We start from the raw sequence: 15,647 nt of genomic DNA, 5'->3' as shown, positions 1-15,647 counted from the left end.
AAGCAACCAGGCAACCCCGCGCAAGCGTCCGATGAGGTCTAAACCTTGTCGGGCGTTTTTTTGTTGGCTACCAAAATCAATGTCAGTTCGCTCGTACATACAGCGCACTGAACCGGATCTCGGTTTTCCGTTCTCCTTCAAACGTCACCCGCAGCCGATACCGTTCCGGCAGCCCCGTGATCTCCGTCTGACCATTCCAGACCAGCGGCGTCTGAAACCCGCTCGTCGTCACGACTGCGGCCTGCGCTCCCGCATAGTCCGGCAGCGGGACCGCGTTCGCACTCAACAGTTCGACCTTGAGCCGCGCCTCGGGGCCCAGACCCTCTGCATTCATGAAGAACTGCTGGGGTCCGTCTCCCTTCCGGGAAATCGCGGCGGTCAGAAATTCACTCGTCGTGACCGGCATCTGGTAGTCACCTTTCCCGGTCGTCGTATCATCCACCCGCAAATCGGCAAACCGGTCGCGGGGCAGCGTGACAATGCCCACTCCCCCGCGCGGCGGCGAACCCTGCCAGTGGCGCGGATCCCAGGCACCGTAATACACAAAAGTCTGCGCGCCAATATTCTCGAAGCCCTGCCCCTGCAGTAAGCCTCCCTGGTCCCACTCGCCGTCGGCCCCTCGTTTCAGAAAAGTCCACTCATGCGCGGGCTGACGAAACCGCACGCCGTCATTACTGACCACAAAGCCCAGGTCGATGGTCACATCCTTCCATGCTTTGCCCCCATGCCAGATCCCGGAAATACCTAGCAGCACATTCCCGCGGTTCCACACGCTCACCCCTTCGTGATTCTGTTCTCCCTCGCGGCTGCGCCCCGGTCCCAGCAGGGTATGCTGTTGCGGGCGGATGAAACCCACCGTACTCGCCTGCGACCAGGTTTTGAAGTCGGGAGAAATAAACTGCCGCACCACCCGACCGTGATAGGGTCGCGACGCCACAATCGCATTCTGACCATTCACATAATACAGACCATCCCATTTATACAGCCCGCCCACCGGCTCAAAATGTAACGGAGGCAGCAGCATCTCTTCCACCTGCAACTCAGCCTCAACCGGTTTCGCAGCATGCAGCGTTTTCCACCGCAGGCCGTCGGCACTCGCGTAGGTCGCCAGCGTTCCCAGCCGCACCTTGTTTTTGGGGAACCAGACATGCGCCCCCATCTTATACCGCTGCGACGGATCAGGATCGTCCGGTTCGTAGAGCACCTTGACGTTCAGAATGCCCATGTGCGGCTCGACCTGCACCAGGTTGTTCTTGTGATTCCCCGCGTACTCTACCAGCCCCAGGTCCGGCTTGGTCCAGTGCACGCCATCGCGGCTCTCGGCGTAAGCGACCCGCCATGGAGCCGAGCGCGGGACACTTTTATCCAGCCGATCCTCCCCCGCCGCCACATACCACATTCGATACACATCGCCCACGCGAATGACTGAACCATAAAACTGCACCGCCCACGAATCCGGCTCCCTGGCTCCCCCGCGTTTGACAACCGGATTCGCCGGATGCCGCTCAGGCGACCGCATCACCAGTTTCAGATTCTGCGAAAACGGCAGCGAAACCTCATCAAAGGCAAACAGCGTCGTCGCCTGCGTCTCATCGAAATAACTGCCGTGTGCAGCACCGCCCTGTTTATCACCGTCTTCTTCAGCAGCGAACACACCAGCCGCCCCAGCCCAGAAAATCCCCGCCACCAGCAACAGACTCCAGCGCATCACCCTGCCCCCCGGAAGAAAGAAAGAGATATAAGAGATGCGTTTCAGTGTAGAGAATTGAACCGGGGAAGCAATGAAATTCGTGAGGAAATGAGCCTGAGATCTCAATCTGAAGTACCGACTGATTTGCGAATAAATCTATGTCACACATGCCTGATGAGGCTGGTGAAGAGTATTTCACTAACTGTCAGGGAACTCGTCTGTTTTCAGCATGCGCAAATGATAACACGCTTCGTTGAACTGCGCCCCTTCCAGCCGCGCGTCCTGAAAGGATGTAAAACCCAATACGCTTCCGTGAAACTGGGCTCCCCGCAAATCGGCTTGAGAATAATCAGATCCCTTCAATTCGGCATCCCAGAAATCAGCGCCTCGTAGTGACGCTCCCTGAAATGAAAGCTTCACATAAGCATTTCGGAGTACAAGGTCATCCAGCTTGCATCCTGACAAAACCTTGTGATCGTCTGTCACAATTCGACTCCCGTTGAAAACGCGTTCTCCTGACTGGTAACGTTCGAGCAACTCTTCCGCCGAGCGGGCTGGTCGAATCCCCCTCTGTGCAATCTCATATGCGGCAAGCAGTCGCGAGGCGATCACCCGATCCCGTTCCGGATCAGGCGGGCTGATCTCCAGCGTGGTCTCCTGCAGTTGAATCAGATGCAATAACAGCTTCCGTTCATCCGCTCCCCGCTTTAGTAATCCGAGAATGCCGACGATGTAGCTGGAATACTCTCTGGCTGCTGCTTCATCGGCATTGACGCCTAAAGGATCCCACTCGCGAAACAAAATGTGATGCACCAGACGTAACAGATGAGAGTCAACGTTCATAATTCTTCTCGCAGAAATGACTGGTACCAACTGCCTTCAAACAATCGATTCTGATAAACTATATACTCAGCCATGAACTTACTTAATATTTTCTTCTCTTAGATACAACATAAAATGAAATCGTTGTGTATCTATATTAAATAGTCGATCGTTTCTGGGCCAACATGTAAAACGATTACAATTCTAAACCTGCAATGAAGGTTAACGAATGGATTCTGTTTCCAGACTATTTAATTTTTTAAATCATAATTCCCATGATACTAAAATCATGCCGGTCGAATCTAACTGGTTATTAGAATTAGAAACTAAGTATTCCCGAATGCCAGAAGATTTAAGAAGACTCTACACGACACTGGGATATGGTCCCATTGCCGGATCAAGCTATATGATTCACATACCGACTGAACCAATTGAGATCTACGACGATGTTACCGCTGAGAATCTAAAAGGCATATTAATTGTTGGTGACGACTTTGCAGGAAATTGTGAAGCATACAATACAAATCAAGACTGGGTATTTGGGACAATCGGTTTCGATGGTCGGTTTGAATAGTACGGCCCCCAATTTAGAAGTCTTGTAGATTTTCTCCTCGACTGGTTCTCAATCAAAGAATAAACACTTGGCATTCTGGCCTGCTACCTGTTGATTTTCTGGATAAATATGCAATATCTCACCATCAATACCCCTCTGGGCGAAATCAACTTCTTCGTGTTCGGCGTCACGAAAGCCGTTTCGATTCATCTCGATTCGATACCGCTGTCCCCCGCACTTCCGGCCGGGATGTCAGTGGCAGGTTGCATTGGTATCCTGCTGAGAGTTCACTGCCATGAACCGGTTGATAATCTGATCTTCGAATGCCGTCTGCTCGAACATAAATTTACCGATCATGCGATTGACTGCGGAGAGCATCTCTATGCACACTCCTGGGAAAACAATCACACGATTCTGATGATTGGCACCGAAGACGAAGAGTGTCTTAACGCCAGACTTTCCAAAGACCAGCAGATATACCCCGAATCAATCGGCAGCAACGTAAAAGGTGTCTCAATGGATCTGCCCGAAGTAGCAAAAGGCAGCGAAAATACGTTTCAGATGATTGTTGCCTGGAACACTCTCCCCGAACCGGTAGAGAGTTCCTGCTGGAACGCGGTTGATTTTAAGCATGCAGAACTGTTAAAAGAGTTCAAAAGTTCCTGATTCTGATGTGGAGACACGATCCAGTAAATTACTGAGAGACTATTCCCCGACCTCCCTCCCCTCGGCTTCGAACACATCCAGAACCACTTGCATTTGCTCCTTCTGTTCGGCAGTCACTTCGAATTTCTGTTCCGGAGTGCTTTCGTGATGGACCGTAACGGTCGGGGCGGCGATGATTGCGCGGAGCATGGGGATTTGCTCGGGCGCTAGCGGAGCATCTACCCAGAGCCAGCCTAGCTTCTCTTGCTTTCGTCTGATTTCCTGTTCGGCCAGACCGGTTTCTTCTAATTGAAGCAGTTCCGCTTCTTTAAAACCAAGTGAGATTCCAGACCGAAACGCGCGAGTGACTATGTCTTTCTGCTCAGAAGTTAAGGCAGTAAAATGTGACTTGATTGCTTCGCGGGCTTCGTCAGTCAGTTTGAACTGATTTCGTGACCGCACATTTCTCGGGTTCGCCAGCCGTTCTTTTCGCTGCATTAAAAGTTGGTGATTTCTTTCCGCTGTCTGGATTTTTTGATTGATTCGCTCCATGTCGGCGATCAGGGACAACCGCCGTTGATTGAGTTCCTGATAGGCTTTGTCCCGGCGACTCTGATCAAACTGAAACTCTTTGAATTCCTGTTTATGTGTTGCTTCGACCTGTTGAAACTCCTGTCGTTTTTCGTTGAGCCAGTCCTCAGCTAAAATCAGTAATATTTCAGTCTTGACCGGTTCCCATTCAGGACTGCGCAGAGACCCCGCAAAGAATAGTCCCCGCTGATGGGGTTGTACAACTTCAGACTGGAACACGAAACGGTCGCCAGCGGTCGTCACGATAAATGAACCGGGTCCGGGATGACCGGGAAGGAGCTGGGCGATTTGCAAATAAAGTTTTTCGGGGCGGTTTGCTCTCTCGGTAAAATACAATTGAAAATTGTTGGGAGCATAGCGGGTAGCTGGCGCGTGCTTGTGGCTGATGCGATGGTAAGGCAGAAATGCACCATCCAGGCGAGGGAGTTTCCTGAGCTTCAGCTTGAGAGCCGCTGCATCAGAAATGGGTTCCAGAGTAATCGCAATCTGATCCCACTTGTCCTCCACGCGACGAATGATGCCCAGTTTCAACTGATCCCGATTGGTGATCACGCTCAGTTTCTGATCGGCTGCGTTGGGGGACCGCAGATAGCTGCCGTTAATCACGCGTATCAGATCATTTTCTTTGAGACCAGCCAGGGAAGCACGCGAGTTCGATTCGACCGATCTCACGATCACCGCGCTCTCTGTGCGAGGCGGAAAATCCGGAATCGCTGCATACGCTTCGCGGAGCGTTTTTTTATACTCAAAGACGGTAACAGTCTCAAAACCCATCTCATAGTTCTTAGACGGAAACTCTGCCTGAGCAGGAACTGAACCGAACAGCAAAACGGCAACCGTAATCAGTACTCTCATCTACCTGACCCTCATCAATCACAACAAACCAAAACAGACGTTCACAATATAGACAACCGGGCATACATTCAAGTTGACCTGTAAAAAAAGACAGCCCCTGAAGGACTGCCTTTCTGATGGTTCATCTTAAATGAGTGGTACTCTCACAGCTTCCACCCATCCGCGAGCACAGTCCCTTTCGGCACTACAATAATACCGTCGCGGATTAGGACGTCAGTCTGATCGAAGTCCTGTTCGCTGTGGCCGTTGGGTTCGATGCGGGCGTTTTTGCCGACGCGGCAGTTTAAATCAATAATTGCACCGTCAAAACAGAACAGGCACTTAGGGAATCCAGATTCGAATTTAAATGATTCCAGGGTTTTCCTGTTGGATGGCATTACTTGACGCTCTTATTCAGCAATCAAGCCACCGTTGGCCTTATAGAGCTTCAGCACAGTCGCCATTCTATTCCGGACTTCCACGGGCAAATCGTAATCGACATAATATTTTTCACCCTCATATCTCAACCTGACATTATTAGAAGTCGCAATATCGTTGATCATCAACTCCTGTTGTTTCGTGAGAGGTTCATCATACCATTCAGCAATCCTGATATTCCGAAATAAAATCCTAACATGCGGACGATCTGGATCAGCTTTCTTATTTTTTGGGGGCGGACCGACTTTCTTGCTCTCTGAAATGGTTGCGCCTCTTGAAATTAAATCATCAAAGCCGGTCCTGTTCAGGTAATTGTGATCCAAACGAGAAAGTTCCTCGCCAGACTTAAATTTAGTGTCGATCCTGGAAAGGCTGGATCGCAGAAACGGATTGAGTTTCCAGAAATGACCGATCGCATTTACTTCGCTCAGGTCATTTTGCAATTCTGTTGCCCGTTCGTACTCACTTCGTTTTTTCTCAATCTGATAACTGTTGTTTTTCGTAATGACTTTAAATTTTTTCGTAATCAATCTGTCGTCATCAAGATGCGAGATCCGCAAGAAAAGTTTGTCAGGGCTCCCGTTCTTCTCAGTGTAATACAACTGAAAATTTTTAGGTTTAAAAACATCTGACGTTGAATGACGGTGCCTGACTTCGGTAATTCCATTGGCATTCGTAGTACGATTACAATGTACCCTCATCTCGTATTCGAGTTTCGTGATCGGCTTTACGACGACCGTTGAAAATTCCAGCTTCTTATTACCCCTCCGAATCACAACTAAATTGATTTCATCCCGTGGGTTTAAGGTCTTAAAAGCTTCAGCTGCATCATCGGGTCTCCTAAGCATTTTTCCATTGATACTCCGAACAATATCATTGATCTCTAAACCAGCCACGGCTGCGGGAGATAATTCATCGATTGATGAAACAACGACAGCATGGCCCGTATTAGAGGGGAACTTGAGTGGTGCGTTCCCTTTCGCTTCCCAGTTTTTTTTGAATTCAGAAACTGGTGTTGTCTCGAAGCCAGTGGTGTAAGTCTCTTTCAGATCTTCCGCCTGAACCGAAGACAGACAGACAAACATAATCGTAAAGAGCGAAAGCAGTTTTTTCATAAAATGAGACCTCCTCACGACTTGGAAATATGATGCTCCACACCCAGTAACAACCCTTTTGTTCATTATGCCATTACGTCCACACACCAACAAGTGCAACGTAAAAAAAGCAGCCATTTCAGGCTGCTTTTCTGTTTTCTGACTTCACGTTATTTTGTTCTACAGCTTCCACCCATCTGCGAGCACAGTCCCTTTCGGGACCACAATGATTCCGTCGCGGATTAAAACGTCAGTATGATCGAAGTCCTGTTCGCTGTGGCCGTTGGGTTCGATGCGGGCGTTTTTGCCGACGCGGCAGTTTTTGTCGACGATCGCGCCGTCAATATACGCGCCGTCGCCGATGCCGATTGCCGGGCGGGTGTCGTTTTCCAGGGTCTCTTTGCATTCGTCCTGGTAGTAGTCGGCTCCCATGATCACCGAATTGCGAATCGTCACGTTCTTGCCAATCCGGCATCGCAGGCCGATCACACTGTTTTCAATCACGGCTCCTTCGTCGATTTCACAACCGTCGGCAATCAGGCTGCGGTTGATCGTCACTCCTTCACAGCGCGTCGGCGGTAAAAAGCGAGGACGCGAATAGATGGGAGTCTTCTCGACGACAAAATCGAAAGGCGGATTCGGATGCGCCAGCGCCAGGTTCGCTTCGTAGAATGAACGGATCGTCCCGATATCTTCCCAGTAACCGTCGAACAGATGCGCGTGGACTTTGTGCGTGCGAATCGACATCGGGAAGATTTCCTTGCCGAAATCTTCGTAGTCGGTCTTCTTCAACAGGTCGACGAGCAGATCGCGGTTGAACAGGTAAATGCCCATGCTGGCCAGACAGTCGCGGCCGCGGCTTTCAATCCCCTGCTGATCGATCCATTCGGGAGGCGTGCGGACCATTTTCAGGTCTTCTTCGGTCTGCGGTTTTTCCAGGAAGCCTTTGACGCGTCCCGAGTCATCCACGCGCATGATCCCGAATGCAGACGCCTGTTCGCTGGAAAGGGGAACCGTCGCGATCGAAACGTCAGCCTCCGACTCGATATGGTTGTTGAGCATTTCCGAATAGTCCATGCGATACAACTGATCGCCGGAGAGAATCAGTACATAGTCGATGTCCGACTGTTCAATGCAGCGAATATTCTTACGGACGGCGTCCGCGGTGCCCTGGTACCAGTCGGTCCCTTCCATCGTCTGCTGGGCCGCCAGGATTTCCACAAAGCCACCCCCGAAGGAATCGAACTTGTAGGTCTGACGAATGTGCCGATGCAGACTGACCGAGTTGAACTGCGTCAGCAGATAGATGCGGCTCAGTTCGCTGTTGATGCAGTTGGAAATCGGAATATCAATCAGACGATACTTGCCCGCCAGCGGAACCGCCGGCTTGGAACGCAACTGCGTGAGTGGATACAGGCGGGTTCCCTTGCCTCCGCCAAGGATGAGGCTGACGACATTTTTCATAGCGCATTCCGATTCTAGTGCCTGGTGCACCTTATAGCGTGAGTTCGTACACTTTTGTTAGCAAACTTAATGAACAGTTTGAAGAAGAACCACAGTCTTGCTTAGATGCTTCATGTTACTCAGATTGCGGTGCGCAAGCCAGTTGAGAAAGCAGTGTACTCCACGGGTCGGACAAATTTTCCGTCCAATTTCAAATCTGTATTGATCAGGCAGATTAGGAGAATCTCAGGCTGTGATCTGCTTAAACAGACCGTTAAGATAGTATCAATTCTTCATCATTGAATCTTTTCCTGCCAACCGTCTCGCCGAGGGGTGTCATCTTGTCGCATGTCTTCTGTCTGAAATTGTCTCTGCTGCCCCGCTCTGTTTCGCTGGCCGCTGTCATCTGTCTTAGCTCGCTGCTGCTGCCTCGACCGGCGTTTAGTGAAACTCCCTACACGCCTGCGATCGCGGAGGCCTCCAAAGAAGGCGAACAGGCGATCCAGGGTTTTCGCGTTCCCGAGGGCATGCACGTCAGCCTGTTTGCCGCGGAACCCCTGCTGGCCAATCCGGTCGCCTTCTGCATTGATGAACAGGGCCGGTTCTACGTCGCCGAAACCTATCGTCAGGGTAAAGGAGTCGAAGATAACCGCGGACACATGGACTGGCTGCACGACGACCTGGCAGCGGAAACGATAGAAGATCGGCTGGCTTACTTCAGGAAACATCTGAAAGAAAATGTCAAAGATTACGCGCTCGAACACGACCGGATTCGTCTGGTGGAAGACCGCGATGGAGACGGCAAAGCCGACCATGCGAGTGTGTTTGCGGATGGATTCAATCAGATCGAAGACGGAACCGGTGCCGGCGTGCTGGCCCGTGGCGGGTATGTCTATTACACCTGTATCCCCCACGTCTGGAAACTGAGCGACACCGCCCACGAAGGCAAAGCCACCCTGCGCGAAAAGCTGAGCAGCGGTTACGGCATCCGCGTCGCTTTTCGCGGTCACGATCTGCACGGCCTGAAACTGGGTCCCGACGGACGACTGTACTTCAGCATCGGCGACCGCGGTTACAACATCACCACCAAAGAAGGCAAACACCTGTTCCGCCCCGATACCGGCGCCGTCTTCCGCTGCAACCTGGATGGGACCGAACTCGAAGAATTTGCCTACGGCCTGCGCAATCCACAGGAACTGGCATTCGACAATTACGGCAATCTCTTCACCGGCGATAATAATTCAGACTCCGGTGATAAAGCCCGCTGGGTCTACGTCGTTGAAGGCGGAGACACCGGCTGGCGGATGTATTACCAATACCTCAGCGACCGCGGGCCGTTCAACCGGGAAAAGATCTGGCATCCCGCCCATGAGGGACAGCCCGCGTACATGGTCCCCCCGATTATCAACCTGGCGGACGGCCCTTCCGGGCTCACGCATTACCCGGGAGTAGGTCTGTCTGATCGCTACAAAGATCACTTTTTCCTCGCCGACTTCCGGGGCACACCTTCGAAAAGCGGCATTCGCTCCTTCGCCGTCAAACCCAAAGGGGCCTCGTTTGAACTGACTGACTCGCATGAATTCATCTGGCAGATCCTGGCCACCGATCTGGACTTTGGTTATGACGGCAGCCTGTATGTCAGCGACTGGGTCAATGGCTGGAACGGCCTGGGTAAAGGCCGCATCTATGAATTCACCGATACGAAACATGCCAAAGCCGCTCTGGCAGCACATTCAGCAGAGCTAATGAAACAGGGATTTTCCGAACGCCCTGTTGAAGAACTGACGAAACTGCTGGCACACGTAGATCAACGGATTCGCATGGAAGCCCAGTTCGAGCTCGTCGATCAGAGTGCACTGGCAGCGTTGCAGCAGGTCGCACTGACTTCGAAGGATCAATTGGCCCGCCTGCACGCCATCTGGGGCATCGGTCAACTGGGTCGCAAAACGTCTTCCGCTGTTTCAGGTATTCAAAGCCTGCTGCATGACAGCGACAGCGAAGTCCAGAGCCAGACCGTCAAAGTCATCGGCGAAGCCGGGTTCACCGCTGCAGCCCCCGCGTTAATCAAACTGCTCAAAAACCCGAATGCCCGCGTGCAGTACTTCGCAGCCGTCGCCCTCGGAAAACTGCAGGAACAGTCAGCGGTCGCCGGGCTGTTGGAACTGCTCAAACAGAATCACAACGCGGACGCCATGTTGCGTCACGCGGCCATCCTGGCGTTGACCCGCATTGGAAACACCGACGCTCTGATCGCTGCTGCAAATAATGACTCCGCCGCGATACGTCTGGCAGCGGTTGTTGCCTTGCGTCGTCTGCAGCGAAAAGAGGTCGGAATCTTCCTGCAGGACGCCGACCCGCTGGTAGTGCTCGAAGCAGCCCGGGCCATCAACGATGAACCAATCCCAGCCGCGCTGGCTGATCTGGCCGCGGTTGAGATTACCGCCAACATGTCAGACGCCCTGCTGCGACGTGTGATGAATGCCAATTTCCGCATGGGAACCGCGGAGAATGCTGCCACTGTCGCCAAAATCGCTGCCGACAATAAAGTGCCCGAAGCATTGCGGCTCGAAGCGATCGCAGAACTCAAGCAGTGGAACGACCCCGCGCCCCTGGATCGTGTGCTGGGTCGCTGGCAACCGATTAAGAACCGATCAGTCATCGAACTGACGGGCATTGTTGGTCCTATAGTACCCGACCTGTTTCAGAGTTCTGAAAAGATCAAGGAAGCCGGCACCGGACTGGCTGCAAAGTACGGCATCAAAGAAGCCGCCCCGATGCTGGCAGAAATGGTCGTCGACGCCAAACGGCCCGTGGATGTGCGGGTTGCTTCCCTGAAGGCCCTCGATAAACTCGGCTATGCGAGTATTTCAGAGGTCGCCAGCACAGCAATCAAAGACCAGAAGCCGGCGCTTCGCGTCACTGGTCTGAATGTCCTGGCGAAACACGATCCGCAGGCGGCCTTACCCGCGCTCGAACAGGCGATTCAGAAGGGAACCACCATTGAAAAACAGGGAGCCATCGCAACACTGGCAGAAATGAAGCTGCCGGCTGCGACGGATCTACTGGTTCGCTGGATGGAGCAACTGGTTCAGCAGCAGGTTCCCCCAGAAATACAACTCGACCTGCTGAAAGCAGCGAAACAGAAACAGTCTCCCGAACTCGATCAACTGATCGCGAAATATGATGCAAAACGTCCGCAGGATGACCCCATTGGCGGTTACATGGAAACCCTGTCCGGCGGCGATGCCGCCCGGGGACGAGAGATTTTTTATGGTCGCAGCGATACATCGTGTCGTCGCTGCCACATGATCAAAAACAATGGGGGCGAAGTCGGCCCGGACCTGTCAGGAATCGGCATCGACAAAGACCGCCGCTATCTGCTGGAAGCCATTGTCGCGCCAAATAAAGCAATCGCCAAAGGATTCGAAACAGCAGTTCTGGCAATGCTCGATGGTAAAGTTCTCGTCGGCATTATTCGTAAAGAGACCGATACCGAGTTAGAATTGATGGACGCCAAAGGTACGGTCATTCGGGTCGTGAAAGACGATATTGATGAACGGGCTTCAGGAAAATCCGCGATGCCGGAAGAAATCGTCAAACAGCTCAGCAAAGATGACCTGCGCGACCTGGTGGAATTCCTCAGTCTGCAAAAACAGAAACAGAAAGCCACGTCTACCAAACATGAAGGATAAGTGACCGTTGTTGAAACGGACAATTAATTATAGAATCGCGTGCTTGTTTTGGGTGGACGTGCCGACTAAAATGAAGGCATAACGAAACAGAGAAACAACCTCTGTCATGTTGATTCAAAATCGTGAGTTGACCCTACAAATATTAAACTGGGGACCCACGAGATTCGGCTGCGTGTATATCCGGTATATCCGGCTCACACAACCCGAGTTATCAGGTTCCCACTTTGCAATCACGGGTTCTAATATACCCGCGTATGAATCACTTGGCGGAGGTTTTTTTATGGGCTTGTTCGACCGGCAGGAATCCGGGAATCTGGAAAAAGCCAAACCGCTGGCCGCCCGCATGCGTCCCCGCTCTCTCGATGAGTTCGTCGGGCAGTCGCATTTTCTGGGTGAAGGCAAACTGTTGCGTCGTATTCTCGCTGCAGACCGCATCGGCTCACTGATCTTTTATGGATCTCCCGGCACAGGGAAAACATCACTGGCTGAGCTGATTGCGCGCCAGTCCAATCGCCGTTTTGAAGCCCTGAATGCAGCTTCCGCCGGCATCAAGGAAGTGCGCGCGGCGCTTGACCGGGCCCGCGACGAACTGTCCACCGGCGGCAAACAGACGATTCTGTTCATCGACGAACTGCATCACTTCAGCAAGGTCCAACAGGATGTCCTGCTCCCCGATGTCGAATCCGGCGTAGTCGCATTAATTGGTGCGACGACATCGAATCCGTTTTTCTCACTGGTTTCCGCGCTTATCAGCCGCAGCCAGATTTTTGAATTCCAGCCGCTGACACCCGATGAAATCCAGACACTGATGCAGCGGGCTTTGCAGGACGAAAAACGGGGACTGGCCCGCTATCACGTGACTGTGGAACCGCAGGCACTCGACTTTCTGATTGAAGTCTGCGACGGTGATGCACGACGGTCTTTGAATGCATTGGAAATCGGCGTGCTGTCACTGCATGGCTCGGAACGGATTTTTGATCTGGAAGTCGCGCAGGAGTCGATTCAGAAAAAAGCGATTCAGTACGACCAGGATGGCGACTCGCATTACGATTCCGCCTCCGCGTTGATTAAAAGCATGCGCGGCAGTGATCCAGATGCCGCTTTGTACTGGCTGGCGCGAATGATTGAAGCCGGCGAAGACCCGCGGTTCCTGGCCCGCCGCATCGTGATTGCCGCCTCGGAAGATGTGGGCAACGCAGATCCGACGGCCCTCACTCTGGCCATGTCCGTTTTTAATGCTGTCGAAAAAATCGGTATGCCCGAAGGTCGAATCCTGCTCTCGCAGGCAGTCACCTATATCGCCACGGCCCCCAAATCAAACGCGTCTTATGTCGCCATCGATGAAGCCCTCCATGATGTGCGTAACAAGTCGCTGCTACCGGTCCCGGTTCATCTGAAGGACACCCATTACCAGGGTGCTTCGCAACTGGGACACGGGGAAGGCTACCAGTATGCCCACGCGTCAGAAGAAGGCTGGGTGGATCAGGATTACCTGGGGGTTGAAAAAGAATACTATCGCCCCGTGGAGCGGGGTTATGAAGCGACGATCCGTAAACGACTGGACGTCTTCAAGCAACGGCGCAAAAAAACAGGAACGGATGAAGACATCCGTTCCTGACCCCCTCAGTGCATCTCGCCGACAGATCAGCAGAGTGGCTGCTGTTTCAAACCGACGATTGTGATCGCCTTGGCAACTTCGCGTTCCTGCAGCAACCCTTCCAGGTTGGGCATGAAGTCCACCGACATATACCACTGCATCAGAACATCAAACATGGGTTCGATCGATTCTTCATCAATCCCAAATTCTTCTTTCATCGGCAGGGCTTCTTCGGGTGACATGTCCTGGAACTGACTGATCAGCAGGAAGTCACCTTCGTTGGACAGATTCAGGTGCAGGTTGCGGATCTCGGATGAAAGAAAATGATCCACGGAAATGTGCACATCAAGTGGCCCCCCCGCCAGATGACGGCGTGCTTCTTCCGGTTGTTCATCAATGATGCGTGCCGCTGATTCACAGACAGCATACACCACACTTTCATCGACAAGGTCGCCTTCGACGTTTTCACTGGCCAGATGCTTGGCCCAGGTGACAGATAACAGATCGAGTTGCACGTGTGGCGGGACACTTCGCAGAAACGGAACTTCGGTCAGAAAACCGAACGAATCAAACGGGTCATCGCCCACCTGCTTTGCCAGAGCAATTCGCTCCAGAGTATCCATGAACGCAATCCGAAATGCGATGTAGCTCAGGAATGTTTGTGGCAGGACGTCTTTGGAAATTGTAAGCATGATGATAATCGCTTGGCAAAAGTTGTAAATCTCAGATGCTTCAGGCAGTGTTCCTGTGATGCGTCTCACACTGTCCTGAAATCAGTTACACTTGGTAAGTGACAGGTATTACTTTGCCAGACGGGTATCCCAAACACAATAAAAATGTTTTGAAAAAACTTCGAAAAACGGTGGATTGATTAAAGTGCATGACTGTCTGTCAACACTGTAAAACAGGTCCTAAATTACTCATCAAACTACATTTCACGCAAAATGTGTAACCGGTAAAATGCTCCTGACTGGTACAATCATTACAGCGCAACAGGCAGTGATCACATTATAGGACTCAGCACTATTCTAAACCCGCTTAAACCATTTGATCGATACGTTTTCCAGCGTAAATGGCAGGCTGAGTTCTCAATAAAACTCAACGCTGGCACTGGATACGACTCAGATCCAGGCCGGCATCCAGCTCCCGTGAAATCTGCTCCCAGTGGTAGCGCTGCGAGATTTTCTTGAGTCTCCCTAACAGATCAGTAGCCGTTGTTTCCGATTGTGCTGATCTGGAAAGCTTCAGTACCAGCGCGACGAGAGAATCGGTGGTTCCATCGTAAAAACATTCGGGCGTTTCGGAAAAGATTTCGGGGTAGGCCAGACGCCGAGGCAGCGCGGGCAGACAACCTGCTGCGACCGCTTCCAGAACTGAAATGCCGAAAAATTCATGGAATGCCGTGGAGATCACCAGATCTGCATTCTGCAAAACCCTTTGGTACTCCGAACGGTTTTTCACAAAACCCCAGTGATCAATCCGATCAGCATACTCAGCCTGCAGGCTGGTAAAACAGGCGGGAGTTTCAGGAGTTGACTGCCCTAATACACTTAGCCGAAATTCCAGTCCGGCCTGATCCAACAGTCGAAGCGCGTCACAAAACTGTTCCGGGTTTTTATCATATTCCCAGCGGGCCACCCAGAGAATTTGCAGTGGTCGCATTTGCTTTCCCCGCGGTTCCCCATTCATTTTCTGAATGCCCGGCGAGAGTACCGCAGTCTTCTGCTGACACTCATCCAAGGCTTCCATGAACGCATAATCGGGCATACGTCGCAGAAAGTCCCGGGATGCCTGGAAGAATTCCTGACGATGAAAGTCGGAATTAAACCAGAGTGAATCCGCAGCCAATGCTGATTTTAAATTGATGAAGCCATATGTCAGGTCGCGTGCTTCCCCTTGTGGAACCGGATAGGTCCATTGATTTTCATGGAAGTAAACGATGCGAGGCAACGCCGCGATTTCCGCTGGTACCAGCCCCAGAAAGGCTGTCAGGTCCAACATATCGGTGACAAACAGAACATCCCAGCGTTCCCCGTCAGCCACACGATTTCGAACTTCCGCGGCCAGCGTAATCGCCGCATGCTGCATCCGCCATTTCCAGTGTCGCGGCGGGAGCGTGAGTATCGTGAAGTCATGCAGGCTGTGATCAATCCACTGCATCAGAAATTCACGATGACTTCCGCCATGATAGGCATTGATTGCCAGAACTCGCATCAAACCATTCTCTACCCGACGTGGGATCAAAAAA

Annotated in this window: 12 protein-coding genes; 4 read left to right on the top strand and 8 right to left on the bottom strand. The window is 52.0% G+C overall.

Translation table 11 applies throughout. The annotated features are described in order from the left end of the window. Positions 1-82: 82 nt before the first annotated feature. Together ACN0YH_RS19560 and ACN0YH_RS19555 are read right to left on the bottom strand one after the other, a co-directional pair. Positions 83-1,708, bottom strand: coding sequence for a hypothetical protein (locus tag ACN0YH_RS19560; RefSeq protein WP_417381268.1), 1,626 nt, complete (start codon positions 1,706-1,708; stop codon positions 83-85). A gap of 180 nt (positions 1,709-1,888) precedes the next feature. Next, on the bottom strand, positions 1,889-2,533 hold the full coding sequence (locus ACN0YH_RS19555) for a pentapeptide repeat-containing protein (protein ID WP_417381267.1): 645 nt from the start codon (positions 2,531-2,533) through the stop codon (positions 1,889-1,891). A gap of 208 nt (positions 2,534-2,741) precedes the next feature. Between ACN0YH_RS19555 and ACN0YH_RS19550 the strand changes: the two genes are divergently transcribed. Continuing rightward, on the top strand, positions 2,742-3,086 hold the full coding sequence (locus ACN0YH_RS19550) for a hypothetical protein (RefSeq protein ID WP_417381266.1): 345 nt from the start codon (positions 2,742-2,744) through the stop codon (positions 3,084-3,086). A gap of 108 nt (positions 3,087-3,194) precedes the next feature. Continuing rightward, positions 3,195-3,731, top strand: coding sequence for a hypothetical protein (locus ACN0YH_RS19545; RefSeq protein ID WP_417381265.1), 537 nt, complete (start codon positions 3,195-3,197; stop codon positions 3,729-3,731). Positions 3,732-3,770: 39 nt separating this feature from the next. Here the strand turns inward: ACN0YH_RS19545 and ACN0YH_RS19540 are convergent, their stop codons facing one another. The 4 genes from ACN0YH_RS19540 to ACN0YH_RS19525 form a co-directional block, all read right to left on the bottom strand. Continuing rightward, positions 3,771-5,156: a hypothetical protein gene (locus ACN0YH_RS19540; RefSeq protein ID WP_417381264.1), complete on the bottom strand. Its 1,386-nt coding sequence runs from the start codon at positions 5,154-5,156 to the stop codon at positions 3,771-3,773. 143 nt (positions 5,157-5,299) lie between these two features. Next, positions 5,300-5,533 carry a hypothetical protein gene (locus ACN0YH_RS19535; RefSeq protein WP_417381263.1) on the bottom strand — a complete coding sequence of 78 codons (234 nt, stop codon included), beginning with the start codon at positions 5,531-5,533 and terminating at the stop codon, positions 5,300-5,302. Positions 5,534-5,545: 12 nt separating this feature from the next. After that, positions 5,546-6,805, bottom strand: coding sequence for a PDZ domain-containing protein (locus ACN0YH_RS19530; protein ID WP_417381262.1), 1,260 nt, complete (start codon positions 6,803-6,805; stop codon positions 5,546-5,548). A 42-nt stretch (positions 6,806-6,847) separates the two neighbouring features. Beyond that, positions 6,848-8,131 (bottom strand): glucose-1-phosphate adenylyltransferase, encoded by a 1,284-nt coding sequence (locus ACN0YH_RS19525; RefSeq protein ID WP_417381261.1) that lies wholly within the window; start codon positions 8,129-8,131, stop codon positions 6,848-6,850. 320 nt (positions 8,132-8,451) lie between these two features. On the opposite strand from ACN0YH_RS19525, the gene ACN0YH_RS19520 reads away from it, so the two are divergent. Together ACN0YH_RS19520 and ACN0YH_RS19515 are read left to right on the top strand one after the other, a co-directional pair. After that, positions 8,452-11,802 carry a PVC-type heme-binding CxxCH protein gene (locus ACN0YH_RS19520; RefSeq protein WP_417381260.1) on the top strand — a complete coding sequence of 1,117 codons (3,351 nt, stop codon included), beginning with the start codon at positions 8,452-8,454 and terminating at the stop codon, positions 11,800-11,802. A 280-nt stretch (positions 11,803-12,082) separates the two neighbouring features. Continuing rightward, the gene (locus ACN0YH_RS19515) at positions 12,083-13,420 is read left to right on the top strand and encodes a replication-associated recombination protein A (protein ID WP_417381259.1); all 1,338 of its coding nucleotides are present in this window, start codon (positions 12,083-12,085) and stop codon (positions 13,418-13,420) included. 26 nt (positions 13,421-13,446) lie between these two features. On the opposite strand, the gene ACN0YH_RS19510 is transcribed toward ACN0YH_RS19515, so the two are convergent. Next, positions 13,447-14,091: a hypothetical protein gene (locus ACN0YH_RS19510; protein WP_417381258.1), complete on the bottom strand. Its 645-nt coding sequence runs from the start codon at positions 14,089-14,091 to the stop codon at positions 13,447-13,449. A gap of 406 nt (positions 14,092-14,497) precedes the next feature. Beyond that, positions 14,498-15,613 (bottom strand): tRNA-queuosine alpha-mannosyltransferase domain-containing protein, encoded by a 1,116-nt coding sequence (locus ACN0YH_RS19505; RefSeq protein ID WP_417381257.1) that lies wholly within the window; start codon positions 15,611-15,613, stop codon positions 14,498-14,500. Positions 15,614-15,647: the final 34 nt, after the last annotated feature.

This window comes from Gimesia sp. (assembly GCF_048262075.1).
Taxonomy (GTDB): Bacteria; Planctomycetota; Planctomycetia; order Planctomycetales; family Planctomycetaceae; genus Gimesia.
Note: the sequence above shows the minus strand (reverse complement) of the source record. Positions and strands in the feature narration are given on the sequence as shown.